Source organism: Arthrobacter endolithicus, from assembly GCF_026627425.1.
GTDB lineage: Bacteria > Actinomycetota > Actinomycetes > Actinomycetales > Micrococcaceae > Arthrobacter_M.
The window spans coordinates 76,834-91,885 of sequence record NZ_JAPNLH010000017.1 but is presented as its reverse complement, the minus strand read 5'-3'; the positions used below and the strand labels follow the sequence as shown (position 1 = coordinate 91,885).

The window sequence follows — 15,052 nt, the reverse complement described above, 5'->3', positions numbered from 1 at the left end:
CCCTATCTAGACGCCATCGCGGACGAACTCAACGACCGTCCGCGCGCCGTCCTGGGATTCCTCACACCACGAGAAGCCTTCACCAAACAACTCAACGACAATGTTGCTAACACGGCTTGACACCGCCAAACTCAGTGCAGTACAAAACGTCTGGTTGTGGCGGGACTGGCCGGGGCGTAAAGGCGGCCGGGTCACCGGCCCGGAACGGTGAGGGCGGAACAGTCGGTGGCGGCAGTGGGATTCCGGGGGAGGCTGCCGTCCACGGTGATGGGTAAAAAAATCCGTGGACCCTGAGATCGTGAGCCAAGGGTTCAAAAAAATCAGTTCCCGGCGAATCTGCCGATGGCGTCGGAGGCTTTCAGCGGCGCTCTGCCCAGAACCCTGGCAGCATCGGTTGTCGACGGGTCCCAGGGGTCGGTGTCCAGAGCGGCTGCGGCCTGGTTCTTGCGGGCGAAGGCGGGGTTGACCGGTCGGGCGAGGGCAGCCAATGCCCGCAACACAGGGCGAGGCAGATGCCGCACCGTGCCGTCCCAGCCGCGGGCCGCTTGGAGGATGTGGGCGAGTTCGGTCATCGATAGCGGCTCCCCGGCTACTTCAAGGACCCGCCCGCGAAGTGTCGTGTCCGTGCTGGCACGACAGACGACGGCGGCGACGTCCCTGGCGGAAACGAAGGGGATGGGCAGTTCGCCACGCCCGAAGACCATCGGGCGCCCGGATTTCCCCGCAGTCTGAATGAGGATGTCCAGCCAGGTTTCCAGGAATGGAGCCGCCCGCACAATCGTCCACTGGGCGCCGCTGGCTGCCAGGTGCTGCTCCGCGGCGTGTTTCGCGCGGAACAGCTCCAGAGTGCTGTCAGCGGCTGCGCCGATCACCGAGACCAGCACCACGCCGGCACTTACCGTTGCGGCCGCATCGATGAGATTGGCGTTGCCTCGTTGATCGACGTCCAGGGGTCCGTCTCCGCGCCCGCCGAGAACACCGTGGACTGCAGAGATGACCACCGATGCGCCGTCCAGCACTTGGACAAGGCCAGCTTCACGGACGTCTGCGGCCCGCACATCAACTTCGTCGCCCAGCACCGCCCGGGCACGGCCGGGGTCGCGGGCGAGCACCCTGACCCGTTCGCCGCTGAGGAGGAGATCGTTGACCACTTGCCGGCCCAGCAGCCCACTGCCGCCGGCGACCACGATCATGGCTGCCGGATCATGGCGAGGTCTCCGCGTGGACCTGCTGCCGGACGGCAGCGTCGGCGTTCACGCCGTGGTCCGCATCGACAGGCTCGAGGTAAAAACGCGCCGACATTGCCTGGCCGTCCTGGAGGCCAAAGATGATCACGCCTCGAATTAGGTGCTGGGTTCCGTCACGCCGGGTGCCGCTCATTTCCCACTCCGACCAGATTTCCTCGCCGTTCGCCACCCAGCTCAACACCGTGGAGCGAACATCGGGCACGAAAGCAAAAATCTGCTGCCAGTTGGCGCGGACCTGCTCCCGACCCTGAAAGTCCCGACTCGGGTGAGCGGGTGTCCGGTTGCGGTAGGCCGGGTTGAAACAAGCAACCAGCGCATCCAGATCATGAGCGTTCGTGGCTTCCTGGAGAGCGAGGAGGTACGGATGTGCTCCTGTATTCATGATTTCCTGGATTCCATTACAGTAGTCTGTAACTAATGTTCTTAGTATAGGTGGACGATGACCAACGTCAAGAGGCAATATGACGCCTCAGCCCGCCGCGCCCGGGCGGAGGAAGTACGCGCCACACTGGTGAACACGGCACGTGAGATGCTGCTTCGGGACGGCTATGCGGCTACAACAATTCCGAACCTCGCCCGGACGTGCGAGGTGTCCGTAGAATCGGTGTACAAGCGTTTCGCCGGTAAATCCGGCCTGGTCCGAGCCGTCGTGAGCCAGGCGCTCCGTGGAATTGGGCCGGTAGCGGCAGAGACGCGCTCGGACGCCCTGGCAGCCGGCGACCTACAATCGCTGGTTCGCGGATGGGGTCAACTGGCATCCGAGGTCGCACCCCGCGTCGCGCCGATTCTGTTGATCGTCCAGGCCGCCGCTGCCCACGACCGGGAAATTGCCGTGCTTCAGCAAGAACTCGACGACGCACGCCGGGTGAGGATGACCACCAACGCCAGCCGAGTCGCAGACGCCGGACATCTGCCGGCCGGACTCTCGATCGAGCGGGCCGGCGATATTCTGTGGACCTACAGCTCGCCTGAAGTTTATGATCTGCTCGTGCTGCGCAGTGGCTGGAATCTGGCCCAGTACGCTGCCTTCATAGCCGATGGAGTGAGCGCCCAGTTACGGGCCTGATCCCGTGGAGGCCGGCGTCGTCGTGTTTATGGTCAACGGCGTTATCGTGGAGCAGGGTGAGCCGCCGGAAATCTTCACTAATTCCCGGCACGAGCGGGCGAAGTCCTTCCTCGCCAAAGTGATCTGATATACGACAAACAACCGAAAGGCCGGCCACAGTGACCAGCGGAACAGCCGAGAACCTCAAGAACGAAGCCGAATCCACACTGCAGAAGAACCTCCACGGCGTCCTCGCTTTCAGCCACCAGCTCCATCAGCACCCTGAACTTGGGTTCGAGGAACACCAGGCTGCCCGGTGGCTGGCCGAGGAACTGACGAAGGTACCGGGGACTCGGGTTCAGGTCGGGCTGGGACAGCTTCCCACCGCGCTTCAGGCGGAGGTCGGAACCGGGGATCTGGTGCTGACCATCTGCGCAGAATACGACGCCCTGCCCGGAATCGGGCATGCCTGCGGCCACAACATCATCGCCGCCGCAGCCTTGGGTGCCTTCACCGCACTGGCCCCCTTAGCCGACCGGCTCGACGTCACTCTTCGGCTGCTCGGCACGCCGGCGGAAGAAAATGGTGGGGGCAAAGTCCTCATGCTTGAGCAGGGTGACTTCGACGGTACTCACGCAGCTATGATGGTCCATCCCGGCGACGTGGACGAAGTGGAGATGCTGCCCTACGCATGCGCCGGCTACAGGGTCACCTTCCACGGCCGCGGTGCCCATGCCTCCGCCCACCCTTGGGACGGGATCAACGCCCTGGATGCACTGACCGTAGCGCTGACCGCGATAGGCCTGGCGCGCCAGCAACTGGAACCGGGGCAGCAGATCCACGGCTGCGTTGACAGCGCGGGAACCGCGCCCAATGTCATCCCGGAAATCGCTACGGGGCAATGGCTGGTGCGCGCGCATGACGTCGAATCCCTGGCCCGGGTCACAACCGTCCTCAACCGCTGTCTACAGGCCGGAGCCATGGCCGCCGGCGCCCGGCTTGAGGTCGCCCAGGACGGCCCCATCTACGCTGACTTCCGCACCGATACAGAGATGGCGGAGCTCTTCGGGGTCAACTCCGCTGCTCTGGGCCGCCCGATGGGCCCGGCCAGCCGCCGCGGTGGATCCACCGACATGGCCAATGTGTCCCACCACTTTCCAACCATCCACCCCATGATCAGCTTGGGTGACGGATGTCCTCCCATCCACAACCAGGCCTTCGCCGAAGCCGCCGCCTCACCGACCGGCGACAAAGCGATCAGTGACGGTGCCTTGGCCATGGCCTGGACCTGCATTGACCTGGCCACGCACGCGCAGACCAGAAGCCGGCTGCGCCAAGGGGCGGCACCCGAACAGCAGAGGGCCGGGTATTCACGGGCCCGTTCCTCGGCGATCCTTGGTTGATGCAGCCAAAGCACCCAGACGACGGCCGTTGCCACAGTTGTCCGCTTACCGCATTTTCAGCGCGGATCCGGCAAGCGCCGGGGCCTCAGCGGCTGTGCCAATCTGCAGTGCCAATCTGCAGTGCCGTTAGCGCTTCCCAAACGTCCTGCGCATGACCACGAGTCCTGCCAGCGAGATGAGCGCGATCGCGATGTAGTAGTAACTGGGGGCCATCAGCGAACCGGTCGAGGTGACCAGCCACGCCAGGATCAGCGGGGCGAATCCGCCGAAGAGCGTGACGCCTACATTGTAGGAGATCGACATGCCGGTGGTGCGGATGTTCGTGGGGAACATATCTGAGAGCAGAGCTGGCAACGGTGCGAAGTACATGGCCATCAGCACACCCAAAACCACCTGCACAGCGGTCAGCATGGCCACGCTGGGTGAGGCGACAAGGATCGCGAAGAGGGGATAAGCCACGACGACGGCGATGACCGCGGCGGTCATCATGACCCGCACCGGACCGATTCGGTCGGCGAGCTTTCCGGCCAGGGGCGCCCCGATGAGGGTCACGATGCCGGAGATGATGCCGCCGAGGTACCCGGCATAGGACGGGAGGTGGAGGTTCTGTACTGCGTAGGTTGGCATGAACAGGATCAGGTACACCGAAACGCTGGCCAGGCCGACGACGGCGGCACAGGTCAGCCAGCGCGGGGCTGCCTGGATCAGGGTGGCGCGCAGCGGTGACTTCGCGAGGTTTCCGCGGGCCTGGTCGAAGTCGGGAGTCTCGTCCATCTTCAGTCGGATGTACAGGCCGATCGGACCGATCAGCAGGCCGAAGAAGAAAGGCACCCGCCATCCCCAGCTGTACAGCGCGTCGTGGCTGAGGAAGGTATTGAGGGTGAAGCCGAAAACCGAGGCCAGAAACATCGAAACACCTTGCGTGGCCACCTGCCAGCTGCCGTAATAGGCCTTCTTGTCCGGGGCGTTCTCGATCAGGAATGCTGTGGCGGTGCCGAACTCGCCGCCGGCCGAGAAGCCCTGGATGAGCCGGGCCACCAGGATCACCAGTGCCGCCGCGGGTCCCATAACGGCCGTGGTGGGGGCGCAAGCCATAATCAGGGTGCCAACCATCATGAGCATGATGGTCAGCGTCAACGCGCCCTTGCGCCCGTGTCTGTCAGCGTAGGATCCCAGCACCATAGCGCCCAGCGGCCGGATCAGGTAGGACACGGCAAAGGTACCGAAGGTCAGCAAAATGCCCGTTGCCTGGCCGCCCTGGCTTCCCGCGGGCTGGAAGAACAACGCCGAAATGACGACGGCGAAGGATGAGTAGACGATGATGTCGAACCACTCGAGGGCGTTGCCGATCGATGAGGCCACCACCGCACGGCGGGCTCGGGTCCGGTCTTCGACGGTAATTACCCGTGCCGGTGCTACAACACCGGGTCCGCTGGCGGGACTGCTCATGCAATTGACCTTTCGAGTCGTTCAATGAGCGAATCCAAAAAGGACTCGCATGCTTGAATCTGTTCGAGTTCGACGTATTCATTGGCGGCGTGCGCCACGGCGATCTCGCCGGGGCCGCACACCACCGTTTCAATGCCTGCCCGGTGGAACAATCCAGCTTCGGTGCCGTAGGTAACTTTTTCGTCCGAGGGGAGTCCGCCGCAGTCCTGGGCCAGCCGGACAATCCCGGCATCGTCGTCGACCTCCAGGCCGGGGCCCTGAGCCTTGACGATCAACTCAACGCCCGCCGCGTCCTGTTCGGCCTTCATCTCGGGGTCGAGGACGTCGAAGAGGAACTTGCGGATCCGGGCGACGATGGGCGCAGTGTCCACGGTTCCGAGGGCGCGGAATTCGAATTCGACCTCGCAGGCATCGGGGACGGTGTTGCCGGCAATGCCACCGGAGATAAGGTTCACCCCGCCGGTGGTAAACGGCACCGGGTAGGCGTCGTCGAACGGTCCGTTCTCCCGCCACTGCTGGGTCAGTTGCCGGTAGAACTCGATGAACCGGCCCGCGTAGTGGATGGCGTTCACCCCATGCGGGGTGAGCGAGGAGTGTGCGGCAACACCGCGGAAACGGGCAACGAACAAGTTGATTGACTTGTGTCCCCGGATTACCCGCATACCGGAAGGCTCCCCGACGAGGCAAGACACCGGCCTGATGCCGTGCTCGGCGAACTGGCCGATCATCCGTTCCGCGCCCAGCAGGCCGACCTCTTCATCGTAGGAGAACGCCAAATGCAGCGGTTCGGTGAGCTGGGCCTGGCTGATGCGCTCCAGTCTGCCAAGAATGACGCCCAGGTAGCCCTTCATGTCCGCAGTTCCGCGGCCGTAGAGCCGGCCGCCGCGCTGCTGGGCGGTGAAGGGGTCGCTGTCCCAGTCCTGGCCGTCCACCGGTACGACGTCGGTGTGTCCGGAGAGCACAATGCCGCCGTCGGTCCTCCCGTCGTGGGCAGGGAACGTGGCGAAGAGATTGGCCTTGCGGACCTGCGCGTCGTCCTCATTGGTTAGAATCAGCGGCTCGACGCCGACGCGCCGCAACTCGTCGGCCACGCAGTCGATCAGCTCCAGGTTGGAGTTGCGCGAGGTGGTATTAAAGGAAACCAAGTGGGTGATCCACTCCACAGACGAATTCATGCCTAGACTCTACCGCCCGCTCTACCGCCCGCTCTACCGCCCGCTCCACCGCAACGGCTGCGACCGTCATGGCGCCGTTCCGCGCGGCAGCTCCACCGCGTTGGCGAGCTGTGTTGCTGCCGAGCGCAGTGCCTGGGAAGCCTGGTGGGCCCAGGCGTTGCTGCTGCAGCGGGTCTGCGGGCCCGCAACCGTGAGTGAGCAGATGATCTCCCCGCCGGAAAAGACCGGCCGTGAAATTGCCACGGCGCCAGGATTAAGTTCTCCATGGGACACGGCCTGGCCCGACTGGCGGATGTGCGCGAGCTGCTGGATCAGGTCCTGCCTGGTCAGCGTCTTGTCCGTAAACCGGGCCAACCTGTCGGCCAGGACCTTGGCGATAACCGATTCGGGAGCATGTGCCAGAAGGACCCGTTGGCCTGCGCCGGCATGGAGCGGCAGGAGTTGATTGATCTCAAAGGCATACCTCAGCGGGTTGGGGGAGACCACCTGGCGAAGGCAGATCGCGTGCAGCCCGGAGCGGACGGTCAGGACCGCCGTTTCCGCGGTGCCTTCCACGATGGATTCCAATACGCTGACGCCAAGTTCAGCCAGCCGGGTATGCGTGAGGTGCTGCCCGGACAGTTCGAGCAGCCTCCAGCCGGGAGTGTAGGAGCCGCGGTGTTCTTCGATCAGGGACAGTCCACGGAGTGTTTTGACGTATCGGTAAACGGTACTGGCTGGAACGCCGACCTCCTCGGCAATATCAACGATGGTCACGTCGCCCCGCGCCGCGACGCACATCATGACAGCCAGCCCGCGTTCAAACGAGGACTGACCCTCCGGCACGATGCTCGTCATTCTCAAATACTAAGGGACGCCGTCAAGAAGGCGACGCATCTGCCGGTGCCGCCGGAGCGCCCTCGGGGTGCCGCGCGCTCCTGTGGCGCCTGCAACAGCGGGGGCTGCAGGGCTCTGCGGCTAACTGCAGAGCCCTGTGTGTTTCGATAGCGGCGAGCTTCACATTCTCAGTGGCTGAAAAACTCTCATTGTCGGCAGCCTGCGCACGTTCGTATGCTCATCAGGAGCAGCGACTGTGATATTCGGCACAAAATGTGTCGGGCGTGGGCCGTCGCAGCGTCGGCCACGTGGTGTCCGCCCGTGAACGCAGTTGACCTATGAATGGAGATCTCATGTCACCGTCCATCCGCAGTAAAAAAGCCGTCCTCACGGCCGGCCTTGTGGCGCTTCCGCTGGCCTTTTCGCTGGCCGGATGCGGCGGGGGCTCGTCCGCTGCTGAAAGCGCGAGCGCCGGCACTAACGCACCGCTGCACGGCATGCTGCCCGCTGCGATCCAGTCCAGCGGCACCCTGAATATTGCCAGCAATGTGGAATACCCACCGTTCGAAACATTCGACACCGACGGCAAAACCGTGATCGGTATCGACCGGGAAATTGCCGATGCCTTGGAGAAGAAGCTCGGAATCACCATCAAATTTAACAATATTTCCTTCGACGCGATCATCCCAGGTCTTGCTTCCAAGCGTTACGACATGGCGATGTCGGCGATGTCGGACACCTTGGAGCGGCAGAAAGAAGTCGATTTTGTCGACTATTTCAAGGCCGGTGCCGGCATCCTGCGGACCGTTGAGAACCCCAAAAAGATTGCCACGCTGGCTGATACCTGCGGTATGAAAGTTGGCATCGTCAAGGGAACCACCGAAACTGAGGATGCGGACGCACAAACGAAGGTGTGCGCATCAGAAGGCAAACCGGCCGTCGATGTCACGATTTTCCCAGGTCAGAATCAAACGATTCTTGCCCTGACGACCGGACGTGTGGATGTGGTCCTGCTGGACTCAACGTCAGGCTCATCCGTGGCCAAGGACTCGGGCGGAAAGCTTGAAATGCTCAGCCCCTATATGTCTGGCCCGTTCGGCATAGTGTTCCCCAAGGGCAGCACCGAGCTGCAGAAGGCCGTGCAAAAGGGTATGCAGGAAATAACTGCGGATAACACCTACGGGGAAATTTTGAAAAAGTACGGTCAGGAAAAGGGCGCCGTCACGGAGTTCCCCATTAACGGCGGGACAAAATGAGTGCGGTCCTGACCAGGGAGGAGGCAGAACCGGCGCAGGTTGTCCCCTCCCGGCACACCGGACGGTGGATCACCGCGACCGTGGTGCTGGTGCTTGTTGCGCTCCTGCTGTACTCGATGGCCACCAATGAACGTTTCCAATGGGACGTTGTCGGCAAGTACCTTTTTGCAGATCCCATTCTGATGGGGGTGCTGAACACACTGATTTTGACGGTGCTGGCGATGATCATCGGCATCGCCTTGGGCATCGTTGTCGCAGTCGGCCGTTTGTCCGATAACTTCATCGTTTCCAAGGCAGCGTGGTTCTACGCCTGGTTCTTCCGCGGCACTCCGTTGCTGGTCCAGCTTCTCTTCTGGTTCTTTCTCTCGGCACTGGTCCCTCGGATCGCCCTCGGCGTGCCGCTGGGGCCGGAGCTGTTTTCCTTCGACACCAACAGCCTGATCACACCGTTTATGGCTGCGATGCTGGGACTGGGGCTCAACGAGGCTGCATACATGTCCGAGATTGTGCGCTCGGGCATTTCATCGGTGACACCGGGCCAGACCGAAGCCGCCAAATCCATTGGCATGACGAGGCTGCAGACCATGCGGCGGGTAGTCCTCCCGCAGGCGATGCGGATCATCATTCCGCCAACCGGGAACGAAACCATCGGAATGCTCAAGCAGACCTCGTTGGTTTTGGTCATCGGATATTCGGAACTCTTGACCTCTGCATCGCTGATTTATTCACGGACGTATCAAACCATTCCGCTGTTAATTGTCGCCGCCCTCTGGTATCTGTTCATCACCGCTGTGCTGTCCGTCGCGCAGTACTTTCTGGAACGGCGCTATGGCCGAGGGTTCAGTCCGCTCAGTGCCATTCGCGTGGACAAAGACAAGGTGGAGAAGATCGACAACGACCCGAGCGTTCCGGCTGCTGCAGCGAATGGGCAGCCCGGCGGAATTACGATCAGCACACACCCGGCGAATACGGAGAGCCCGTCATGAAAAAGCCCATGCTCAAGGCGTCGGCCGTCTGTAAGTCCTTCGGCGCAGTCGAGGTCCTGAGGGCAATATCACTCGAGGTGGCGGCCGGCGAAGTCGCGTGCCTGATTGGTCCGTCCGGGTCCGGGAAGAGTACTTTCCTGCGCTGTATCAACCACCTGGAAAAGATCGACGGCGGCCAGATGTGGGTCGACGGCGATCGGGTCGGCTACCGCCTCGTCGGCAATAAGCTCCATGAGTTGAAGGAGAGGGAAATCGCCCTGCGCCGGGCGTCGATCGGTATGGTGTTTCAGCAGTTCAACCTGTTTCCGCACCGGACGGCTCTCGAAAACGTCACCGAGGGCCCCATCATCGTTAAAGGAGTGCGCCGTCAGCAGGCTGTCGAGGAGGGGCGGGCCTTACTGGAGCGGGTGGGTCTGGGAAACAAAATGCACAACTACCCGAGCCAGCTCAGCGGTGGCCAGCAGCAGCGCGTCGCGATTGCGCGGGCGCTGGCCATGAAACCGGAACTCATGCTCTTCGATGAGCCGACGTCAGCTCTGGACCCGGAACTGGTGGGGGAGGTGCTTGACGTCATGAAGGATCTGGCTGAATCGGGCATGACCATGGTCGTGGTGACCCATGAAATGGGCTTCGCACGGGAAGTGGCGGACACAGTGCATTTCCTCTCGGAAGGGGTCCTGGTGGAAAGCGGGGCGCCGTCAAAGGTGCTCTCCAACCCGGATCATGCACGGACGCAGAGCTTCCTCGCCAAGGTCCTATGATGGATTCGCCGGCAGATGCCGATGGCGCAGGCGCTGCAACCGAATGGCATGAATCAGATACCGCGACGCGCCCACGGCCGGGCGGAATGCCCAACATTCTTGCCCTCGACGGATATGGAACGTCCAGACCGCCGGAAGTTCCCCTACGGTACCGCCTGTCCTCGAACGAAAACAGCTACCCGCCGCTGCGTCCCGTCGTCGAAGCGATTTCAGCTGCCGCGGCAAGCCCGAATCTGTACCCGCCGCTTGTTCCGCTCGCGCTTGCCGGGCGCCTCGGGGCGGTCAGCGGCGTGGATCCGCAGAACGTCTGGATCGGGGCGGGTTCGGTGGCTGTCCTGGAACAGCTGATCAGAGGTTTTGCCGGGCCCGGGGACGAGGTGATCTTTGGCTGGCGTTCCTATGAGGCCTATCCGATCATCATCGGCGCTGCCGGTGCCGTGCCGGTGCCGGTTCCGCTCATCGGCTATGATCAGGACCTGGCGGCGATGGCCCGTCGGGTGGGTTCGAGGACGCGCATCGTCATTCTCTGCAACCCGAACAATCCCACCGGAACGGCGCTGAGCCCCGGGATGCTCCGCACGTTTGCGGCCAGCCTGCCGGCTGATTGCCTGCTCATTCTGGACGAAGCATACCGTGAGTTCGTCCCGGCCCAGAGTGCCTTCGACGGGACAAAATTAATACGGAGCCACGCCAACGTTGCGGTCCTGAGGACCTTCTCCAAGGCCCATGGGCTGGCCGGAATGCGGGTTGGCTTTGCCGTTGCGGCCCCGGCGATCATCGAGGTGCTGGCGCGGGTGGCCCTGCCCTTCACAGTGGGCCGGATGGCCGTCGCCGCCGCATCCGCTTCGCTGGATCAGCACGCGAAGATTCAAGCCCAGGTACGGGAGACCGTTCGCGAGCGTGACGTCCTTATCCAACTAGCCCGACGCCTTGGCCTGCCGGTCTCGGCATCGGCTGCGAATTTCCTCTGGTTATCTTTTGGATCAGACAGCGGCGCTTTCACCGACCGCTGTGCCGCAGCGTCGATAGGGGTGCGCTGCTTTCCGCTGGAGGGGGTGCGCATCACCGTCGGATCCGCTCAGGCCAATGCCGCCGTCGCTGGCGTGCTCAAGGAGTATGCCGGCGTGGTCGACCGCTAGACCGGCGTGCAGCAGCGCCGGAAATACGTCCCCGGTTCGGTCAGCGGGGGGCCGCTTCCGCGTCGGTAAGATGTGCCAGGACATCGGCCAGCGCCACCGCACCGGCGTCGGCGTCGGCGGTCTCGATCTCCTCCTGCGGCGCATGCGAAACACCTGTGGGGTTGCGGACGAAGAGCATTGCCGTTGGCAGGCTGGCGGCCAGCACGCCCGCATCGTGGCCCGCTCCGGATTCCAGCACCGGCACATCGCCCAGAACCCCGAGCAGCTCCGACGCCAGCCCCGGGTGGAACTGGACGGTAGGGCTGAGCGACTCCTCGGACAGCGTAACCGTGCAGCCTTCGTCCGCGGCAATGCGGCGTCCTGCTGCGTGGATTTCCTCAACGATGGCGGCCGTGACCTCGTCCGCCTGGTGCCGTACGTCCATCCAGAGGTCCACCCGTGAGGCAATGACATTAGTACCGCCAGGGATCGGCGAAATCCGGCCCACCGTTCCGCGCGCCCCTGGATGGGCCGCGGCGATCCGGCGGATGTCGACCACTGCCTGGGCAGCGGCGACCATCGGGTCGGAGCGGTCGGTCATCAGGGTTGTCCCGGCATGGTTGCCCTGCCCGCCGAAGGAAAGCCTCCACCTGCCGTGGCCAAGGATCGATGACGCCACCGCAACGGGTGCCTGCAGATCAATCTGGCCGCGTCCCTGTTCGATGTGCAGCTCAACAAAGCGGCCGATCCCGGCCAGTCGTTCGCTGTCCATGCCCAGGTGTTCCGGGTCCGTTCCATTGGCCCGGAACACCTCTGCCAGCGTGTTCCCATCGGCATCCGTGAGGTTGCGGGCTTTGTCAGGATCAATGGAACCGGACAGCAGGCGTGAGCCGATGCATGCAACGCCAAAGCGGGATCCCTCTTCCTCGGGGAACACGGCCACGGCCAGCGGCCGGCCTGGCTTTTGGCCGCGCCGGCGCATCAGGTCAATCGCCGAGAGCGCACTGGCGACCCCGAGGGGACCGTCGTACGCGCCCCCGCCCGGAACCGAGTCCAGATGGCTTCCGGTGACGACTGCGTCAGGGCCTGGTTCCCCCCACCAGGCCCAGATGATGGAGTTCCGGTCGGTTTCGACCTGCAGCCCGCGCTGTCGTGCGGCGGCGACAAACCAGCCCCGCAGGTCTGTCTCGGCCGTGGAGAACACCGGCCGGCTGTATCCGCCGCGCCGGGAGTCCTTGCCGACGTCAGAGATCTGTCCGAGTAGCTGCATCGGCCGTTCCATGGACCCTCTTTCCGTAACTGTTGGCCGCGGCGCTGCTTAGAGCGCGCCGATGACCTTTGAAATCGCCTTATTGAGTTCAGCGCCGGTGTCAGGAACGCGGATGTTCCTGCCTTGGTCCACGACGATGGTTCCGCCGCGGATCACCGTGCGGACATCTGCAGCAGCGGCGGCAAAAATAACGTGCGGGAGCAGCTCTCCCGATGCGGCCCCCGCCGTGCGCGGCGACAGCAGATCGATCACGGTGAAGTCAGCGAGCTTGCCGACCGCAATGCTCCCGGCATCCCAGCCAAGCGAGTGAGCCCCGCCGGCAGTTATCGCGTCGGCGATCTGGGCGGCGTTGACGTGTCCGCGGCTGCCGCTGGTGAGCCGAAGATCCAGTTCGATCGCCCGGCCCTCTTCGAGCAGGTCGATCATCATGTGCGCGTCACTGCCGACGCACAGCCGCGCGCCTGCTGCGGAGAGCTTTCCGGCCGGTCCGACGCCGTCGGCCAGATCCCTCTCGGTCGTCGCGCACATGCAGATACTCGTGCCCGTGGCCCCGTAGGACGCTATGTCCTTCGCTGACAGGTGGGTTGCATGAACGGACGTCATGTCCGCACCCAGCACCCCGGCTTCGGCCAGCAGTTGGGTAGGAGTCAATCCGTAGACCTCAAGGCACTCCTGGTTTTCGGCCGGTTGCTCCGAAACGTGGGCGTGCACGGGCATATTGTGCGCCCGGGCAAATTCGGCCACCGGACCCAACGCGTGCCGCGGTACAGCACGCACGCTGTGGATTGCCGCCCCAGCGCGGGCCGTGGACGTTGCCGTCAGCTGGCCGACGCGGTCCGCCCAATTTTCCCAGGATCCGTCGGTGAACCGTTGCTGCACCCCTGTCAGCTGCCGGCCGTCAACTCCGCCCTGCAGGTAGCACGTATCCAGCAGCGTGATCCGCAGTCCGGCATCTTCAGCGGCCTGGATAACTGTCTCACCCATGATGTTCGGATTGCTGTACCGGCGCCCGGCCGGGTCGTGGTGCACGTAAAAAAACTCTCCGACACTGGTCACACCCGCCAAGGACATTTCCGCATAGGTTGCCAGCGCCAGCTCGTACAGGGAATCCGGATTCAGGGTTCCGGCGACTGAGTACATCAGGTTCCGCCACGCCCAGAAGCTGTCCACTCCCTGCTGGCCGCGTCCCCGGATGGCCCGATGAAAGACGTGCGAATGGGCGTTGGCGAAGCCTGGCATTGTCAGTCCGATAAGCCGTCGAGCGGAAGGCGGACATTGTGCGTCTGGGGTTACCGAGGTGATTTTGTCGTTCTCGACGGTAATGAGGACATTGGCGCTGACGTTGTCACCACCAAGCCATGCATATTCGCAAAAAAAAGAGTTATTCAACGCCTGCTCCTTTAACGATGGATCCATTGATGATGACGGTCTGCGTGGAATTGCGTCCCGGGCGGTACGCAATGTGCTCGTAGAACGGGACGTCCAGGACCTGAAGGTCGGCTCCCATGCCGGGGACTAATGATCCTATCCTGGCGGACAGGCCCAGGGCGCATGCGCCACCGTAGGTCGCAGCCCGCACGGCCTGCGCCACTGTCATGCCCCCGATCCGGCAGCCCATGGCCACGGCCAGGTGCATGCTGGTCGTCCAAGAACCCGGACAGACATCGGTGGCAAGAGCCACCTCCATGCCTGCGGCATACAGCCTCCGGGGATCCAGCGGTGCGGGGTGCTGCACCGCGAATTCCAGGCATGGCATGTAGACACCGGTCACGCCGGCTTTCGCGAGGGCACGCAGTTCGTCGTCGGTGGTGTAGTTCAGATGGTCGGCGCTGACCGCACCCACCGCGGCTGCCAGCTCCGCGGCACCGGTGTGGCTATAGGCGTCTAAATGGATCTTCGGCCGCAGGCCATGGCGCTGTCCTTGTTCCAGAATTTTCCGGGACTGGTCCAAAGAGAAATAGCCCGTATCGCAGTAGACATCGTTAAACGCCGCCTTGCCTTCACGGCCCAGGTCCGTAATCTGCGCCAGGATGTCCTCGGTCCACTGCGTGCCGTCCCGTTGCGGATCAATGGCGTGCGCGCCGAGGTATGTTGACATGATCCGCGCCGGCAACAGAGCGGCAAGACGGGCATTCACCTCCAGCAGGCGCTCCTCGGTGGCTGTGTCAAGCCCGTAGCCGGTCTTGCTTTCCAGCGTCGTGGTGCCGGAGGAGATCATCTCCTTGATTCTGCCGGCCGCGGACTCAACCAGTTCGTCCACCGATTGTGCACGCGTATCAGCCATGGTGCCCACAATCCCGACGGAGGCCCCGGGCGGGGGAACCCGGCCGGCCACCTTTGCGGCATATTCGAGGGCGCGGTCGCCGCCGAAGACCACATGCGTGTGGCTGTCCACGAAGCCCGGCAGCACCACCTTCCCGGTCGCGTCGATTTCCCGGCGCCCGCTGAAACCGCTGACATCACCGACGGCGGTGATAATACCGCCGTCGACGGCTACCCCGCCGCCGCGGATGCGTCCGATTAGAT

At 63.4% G+C, this 15,052-nt stretch carries 15 protein-coding genes and 1 pseudogene; 8 read left to right on the top strand and 8 right to left on the bottom strand.

Features of this window, described 5'->3' with window-relative positions; genetic code table 11:
* Positions 1–120 (top strand): annotated as a pseudogene (locus OS914_RS18300) (IS30 family transposase); the annotation flags it as partial.
* A 200-nt stretch (positions 121–320) separates the two neighbouring features.
* On the opposite strand, the gene OS914_RS14435 reads toward OS914_RS18300, so the two are convergent.
* Entirely contained in the window at positions 321–1,193 is an 873-nt protein-coding gene (locus tag OS914_RS14435; RefSeq protein ID WP_267546761.1) for an SDR family oxidoreductase, read from the bottom strand.
* Positions 1,194–1,203: 10 nt separating this feature from the next.
* Positions 1,204–1,629: a nuclear transport factor 2 family protein gene (locus tag OS914_RS14430; protein WP_267546760.1), complete on the bottom strand. Its 426-nt coding sequence runs from the start codon at positions 1,627–1,629 to the stop codon at positions 1,204–1,206.
* Positions 1,630–1,686: 57 nt separating this feature from the next.
* Here OS914_RS14430 and OS914_RS14425 point away from each other — a divergent pair, with 57 nt between their 5' ends.
* From OS914_RS14425 to OS914_RS14415, 3 genes are read left to right on the top strand one after another with little or no spacing between them, the layout of a single operon-like run.
* On the top strand, positions 1,687–2,313 hold the full coding sequence (locus OS914_RS14425; RefSeq protein WP_267546759.1) for a TetR/AcrR family transcriptional regulator: 627 nt from the start codon (positions 1,687–1,689) through the stop codon (positions 2,311–2,313).
* 4 nt (positions 2,314–2,317) lie between these two features.
* Positions 2,318–2,440, top strand: a complete 123-nt coding sequence (locus OS914_RS14420) for a hypothetical protein (protein ID WP_267546758.1) — start codon at positions 2,318–2,320, stop codon at positions 2,438–2,440.
* A gap of 31 nt (positions 2,441–2,471) precedes the next feature.
* Entirely contained in the window at positions 2,472–3,695 is a 1,224-nt protein-coding gene (locus OS914_RS14415; RefSeq protein ID WP_267546757.1) for an amidohydrolase, read from the top strand.
* 126 nt (positions 3,696–3,821) lie between these two features.
* Here the strand turns inward: OS914_RS14415 and OS914_RS14410 are convergent, their stop codons facing one another.
* The 3 genes from OS914_RS14410 to OS914_RS14400 all read right to left on the bottom strand — a co-directional run bounded on the left by OS914_RS14410 (position 3,822) and on the right by OS914_RS14400 (position 7,156).
* Complete coding sequence (locus OS914_RS14410) at positions 3,822–5,144, bottom strand: MFS transporter (RefSeq protein WP_267546756.1); 1,323 nt, start codon at positions 5,142–5,144, stop codon at positions 3,822–3,824.
* Complete coding sequence (argE, locus tag OS914_RS14405; protein ID WP_267546755.1) at positions 5,141–6,319, bottom strand: acetylornithine deacetylase; 1,179 nt, start codon at positions 6,317–6,319, stop codon at positions 5,141–5,143. Before argE ends, OS914_RS14410 begins: the two co-directional genes overlap by 4 nt.
* Before the next feature lie 66 nt (positions 6,320–6,385).
* Positions 6,386–7,156 carry an IclR family transcriptional regulator gene (locus tag OS914_RS14400; RefSeq protein ID WP_267546754.1) on the bottom strand — a complete coding sequence of 257 codons (771 nt, stop codon included), beginning with the start codon at positions 7,154–7,156 and terminating at the stop codon, positions 6,386–6,388.
* A gap of 332 nt (positions 7,157–7,488) precedes the next feature.
* Between OS914_RS14400 and OS914_RS14395 the strand changes: the two genes are divergently transcribed.
* From OS914_RS14395 to OS914_RS14380, 4 genes are all read left to right on the top strand, one after another.
* Positions 7,489–8,391: an ABC transporter substrate-binding protein gene (locus tag OS914_RS14395; protein ID WP_267546753.1), complete on the top strand. Its 903-nt coding sequence runs from the start codon at positions 7,489–7,491 to the stop codon at positions 8,389–8,391.
* Positions 8,388–9,377, top strand: coding sequence for an amino acid ABC transporter permease (locus tag OS914_RS14390; RefSeq protein ID WP_267546752.1), 990 nt, complete (start codon positions 8,388–8,390; stop codon positions 9,375–9,377). Before OS914_RS14395 ends, OS914_RS14390 begins: the two co-directional genes overlap by 4 nt.
* Positions 9,374–10,138: an amino acid ABC transporter ATP-binding protein gene (locus OS914_RS14385; RefSeq protein WP_283560949.1), complete on the top strand. Its 765-nt coding sequence runs from the start codon at positions 9,374–9,376 to the stop codon at positions 10,136–10,138. Before OS914_RS14390 ends, OS914_RS14385 begins: the two co-directional genes overlap by 4 nt.
* An 86-nt stretch (positions 10,139–10,224) precedes the next feature.
* Entirely contained in the window at positions 10,225–11,277 is a 1,053-nt protein-coding gene (locus tag OS914_RS14380; protein WP_267546751.1) for an aminotransferase class I/II-fold pyridoxal phosphate-dependent enzyme, read from the top strand.
* A gap of 40 nt (positions 11,278–11,317) precedes the next feature.
* Here OS914_RS14380 and OS914_RS14375 read toward each other — a convergent pair whose 3' ends face one another.
* From OS914_RS14375 to hutI, 3 genes are all read right to left on the bottom strand, one after another.
* Positions 11,318–12,538, bottom strand: coding sequence for an allantoate amidohydrolase (locus OS914_RS14375; RefSeq protein ID WP_267546750.1), 1,221 nt, complete (start codon positions 12,536–12,538; stop codon positions 11,318–11,320).
* Positions 12,539–12,574: 36 nt separating this feature from the next.
* On the bottom strand, positions 12,575–13,915 hold the full coding sequence (locus OS914_RS14370; RefSeq protein ID WP_267546749.1) for a formimidoylglutamate deiminase: 1,341 nt from the start codon (positions 13,913–13,915) through the stop codon (positions 12,575–12,577).
* The coding region (hutI, locus tag OS914_RS14365) for an imidazolonepropionase (protein WP_267546748.1) at positions 13,908–15,052 on the bottom strand (1,145 nt) is incomplete at its 5' end. The genes hutI and OS914_RS14370, both read right to left, overlap by 8 nt.

Bases quoted from the DNA above. Each gene is read 5' to 3' on its own strand.
- OS914_RS14435 (WP_267546761.1), bottom strand. From the start codon at position 1,193: ATGATCGTGGTCGCCGGCGGCAGTGGGCTGCTGGGCCGGCAAGTGGTC.
- OS914_RS14430 (WP_267546760.1), bottom strand. From the start codon at position 1,629: ATGAATACAGGAGCACATCCGTACCTCCTCGCTCTCCAGGAAGCCACG.
- OS914_RS14425 (WP_267546759.1), top strand. From the start codon at position 1,687: ATGACCAACGTCAAGAGGCAATATGACGCCTCAGCCCGCCGCGCCCGG.
- OS914_RS14410 (WP_267546756.1), bottom strand. From the start codon at position 5,144: ATGAGCAGTCCCGCCAGCGGACCCGGTGTTGTAGCACCGGCACGGGTA.
- argE (WP_267546755.1), bottom strand. From the start codon at position 6,319: ATGAATTCGTCTGTGGAGTGGATCACCCACTTGGTTTCCTTTAATACC.
- OS914_RS14400 (WP_267546754.1), bottom strand. From the start codon at position 7,156: ATGACGAGCATCGTGCCGGAGGGTCAGTCCTCGTTTGAACGCGGGCTG.
- OS914_RS14395 (WP_267546753.1), top strand. From the start codon at position 7,489: ATGTCACCGTCCATCCGCAGTAAAAAAGCCGTCCTCACGGCCGGCCTT.
- OS914_RS14390 (WP_267546752.1), top strand. From the start codon at position 8,388: ATGAGTGCGGTCCTGACCAGGGAGGAGGCAGAACCGGCGCAGGTTGTC.
- OS914_RS14385 (WP_283560949.1), top strand. From the start codon at position 9,374: ATGAAAAAGCCCATGCTCAAGGCGTCGGCCGTCTGTAAGTCCTTCGGC.
- OS914_RS14380 (WP_267546751.1), top strand. From the start codon at position 10,225: ATGCCCAACATTCTTGCCCTCGACGGATATGGAACGTCCAGACCGCCG.
- OS914_RS14375 (WP_267546750.1), bottom strand. From the start codon at position 12,538: ATGGAACGGCCGATGCAGCTACTCGGACAGATCTCTGACGTCGGCAAG.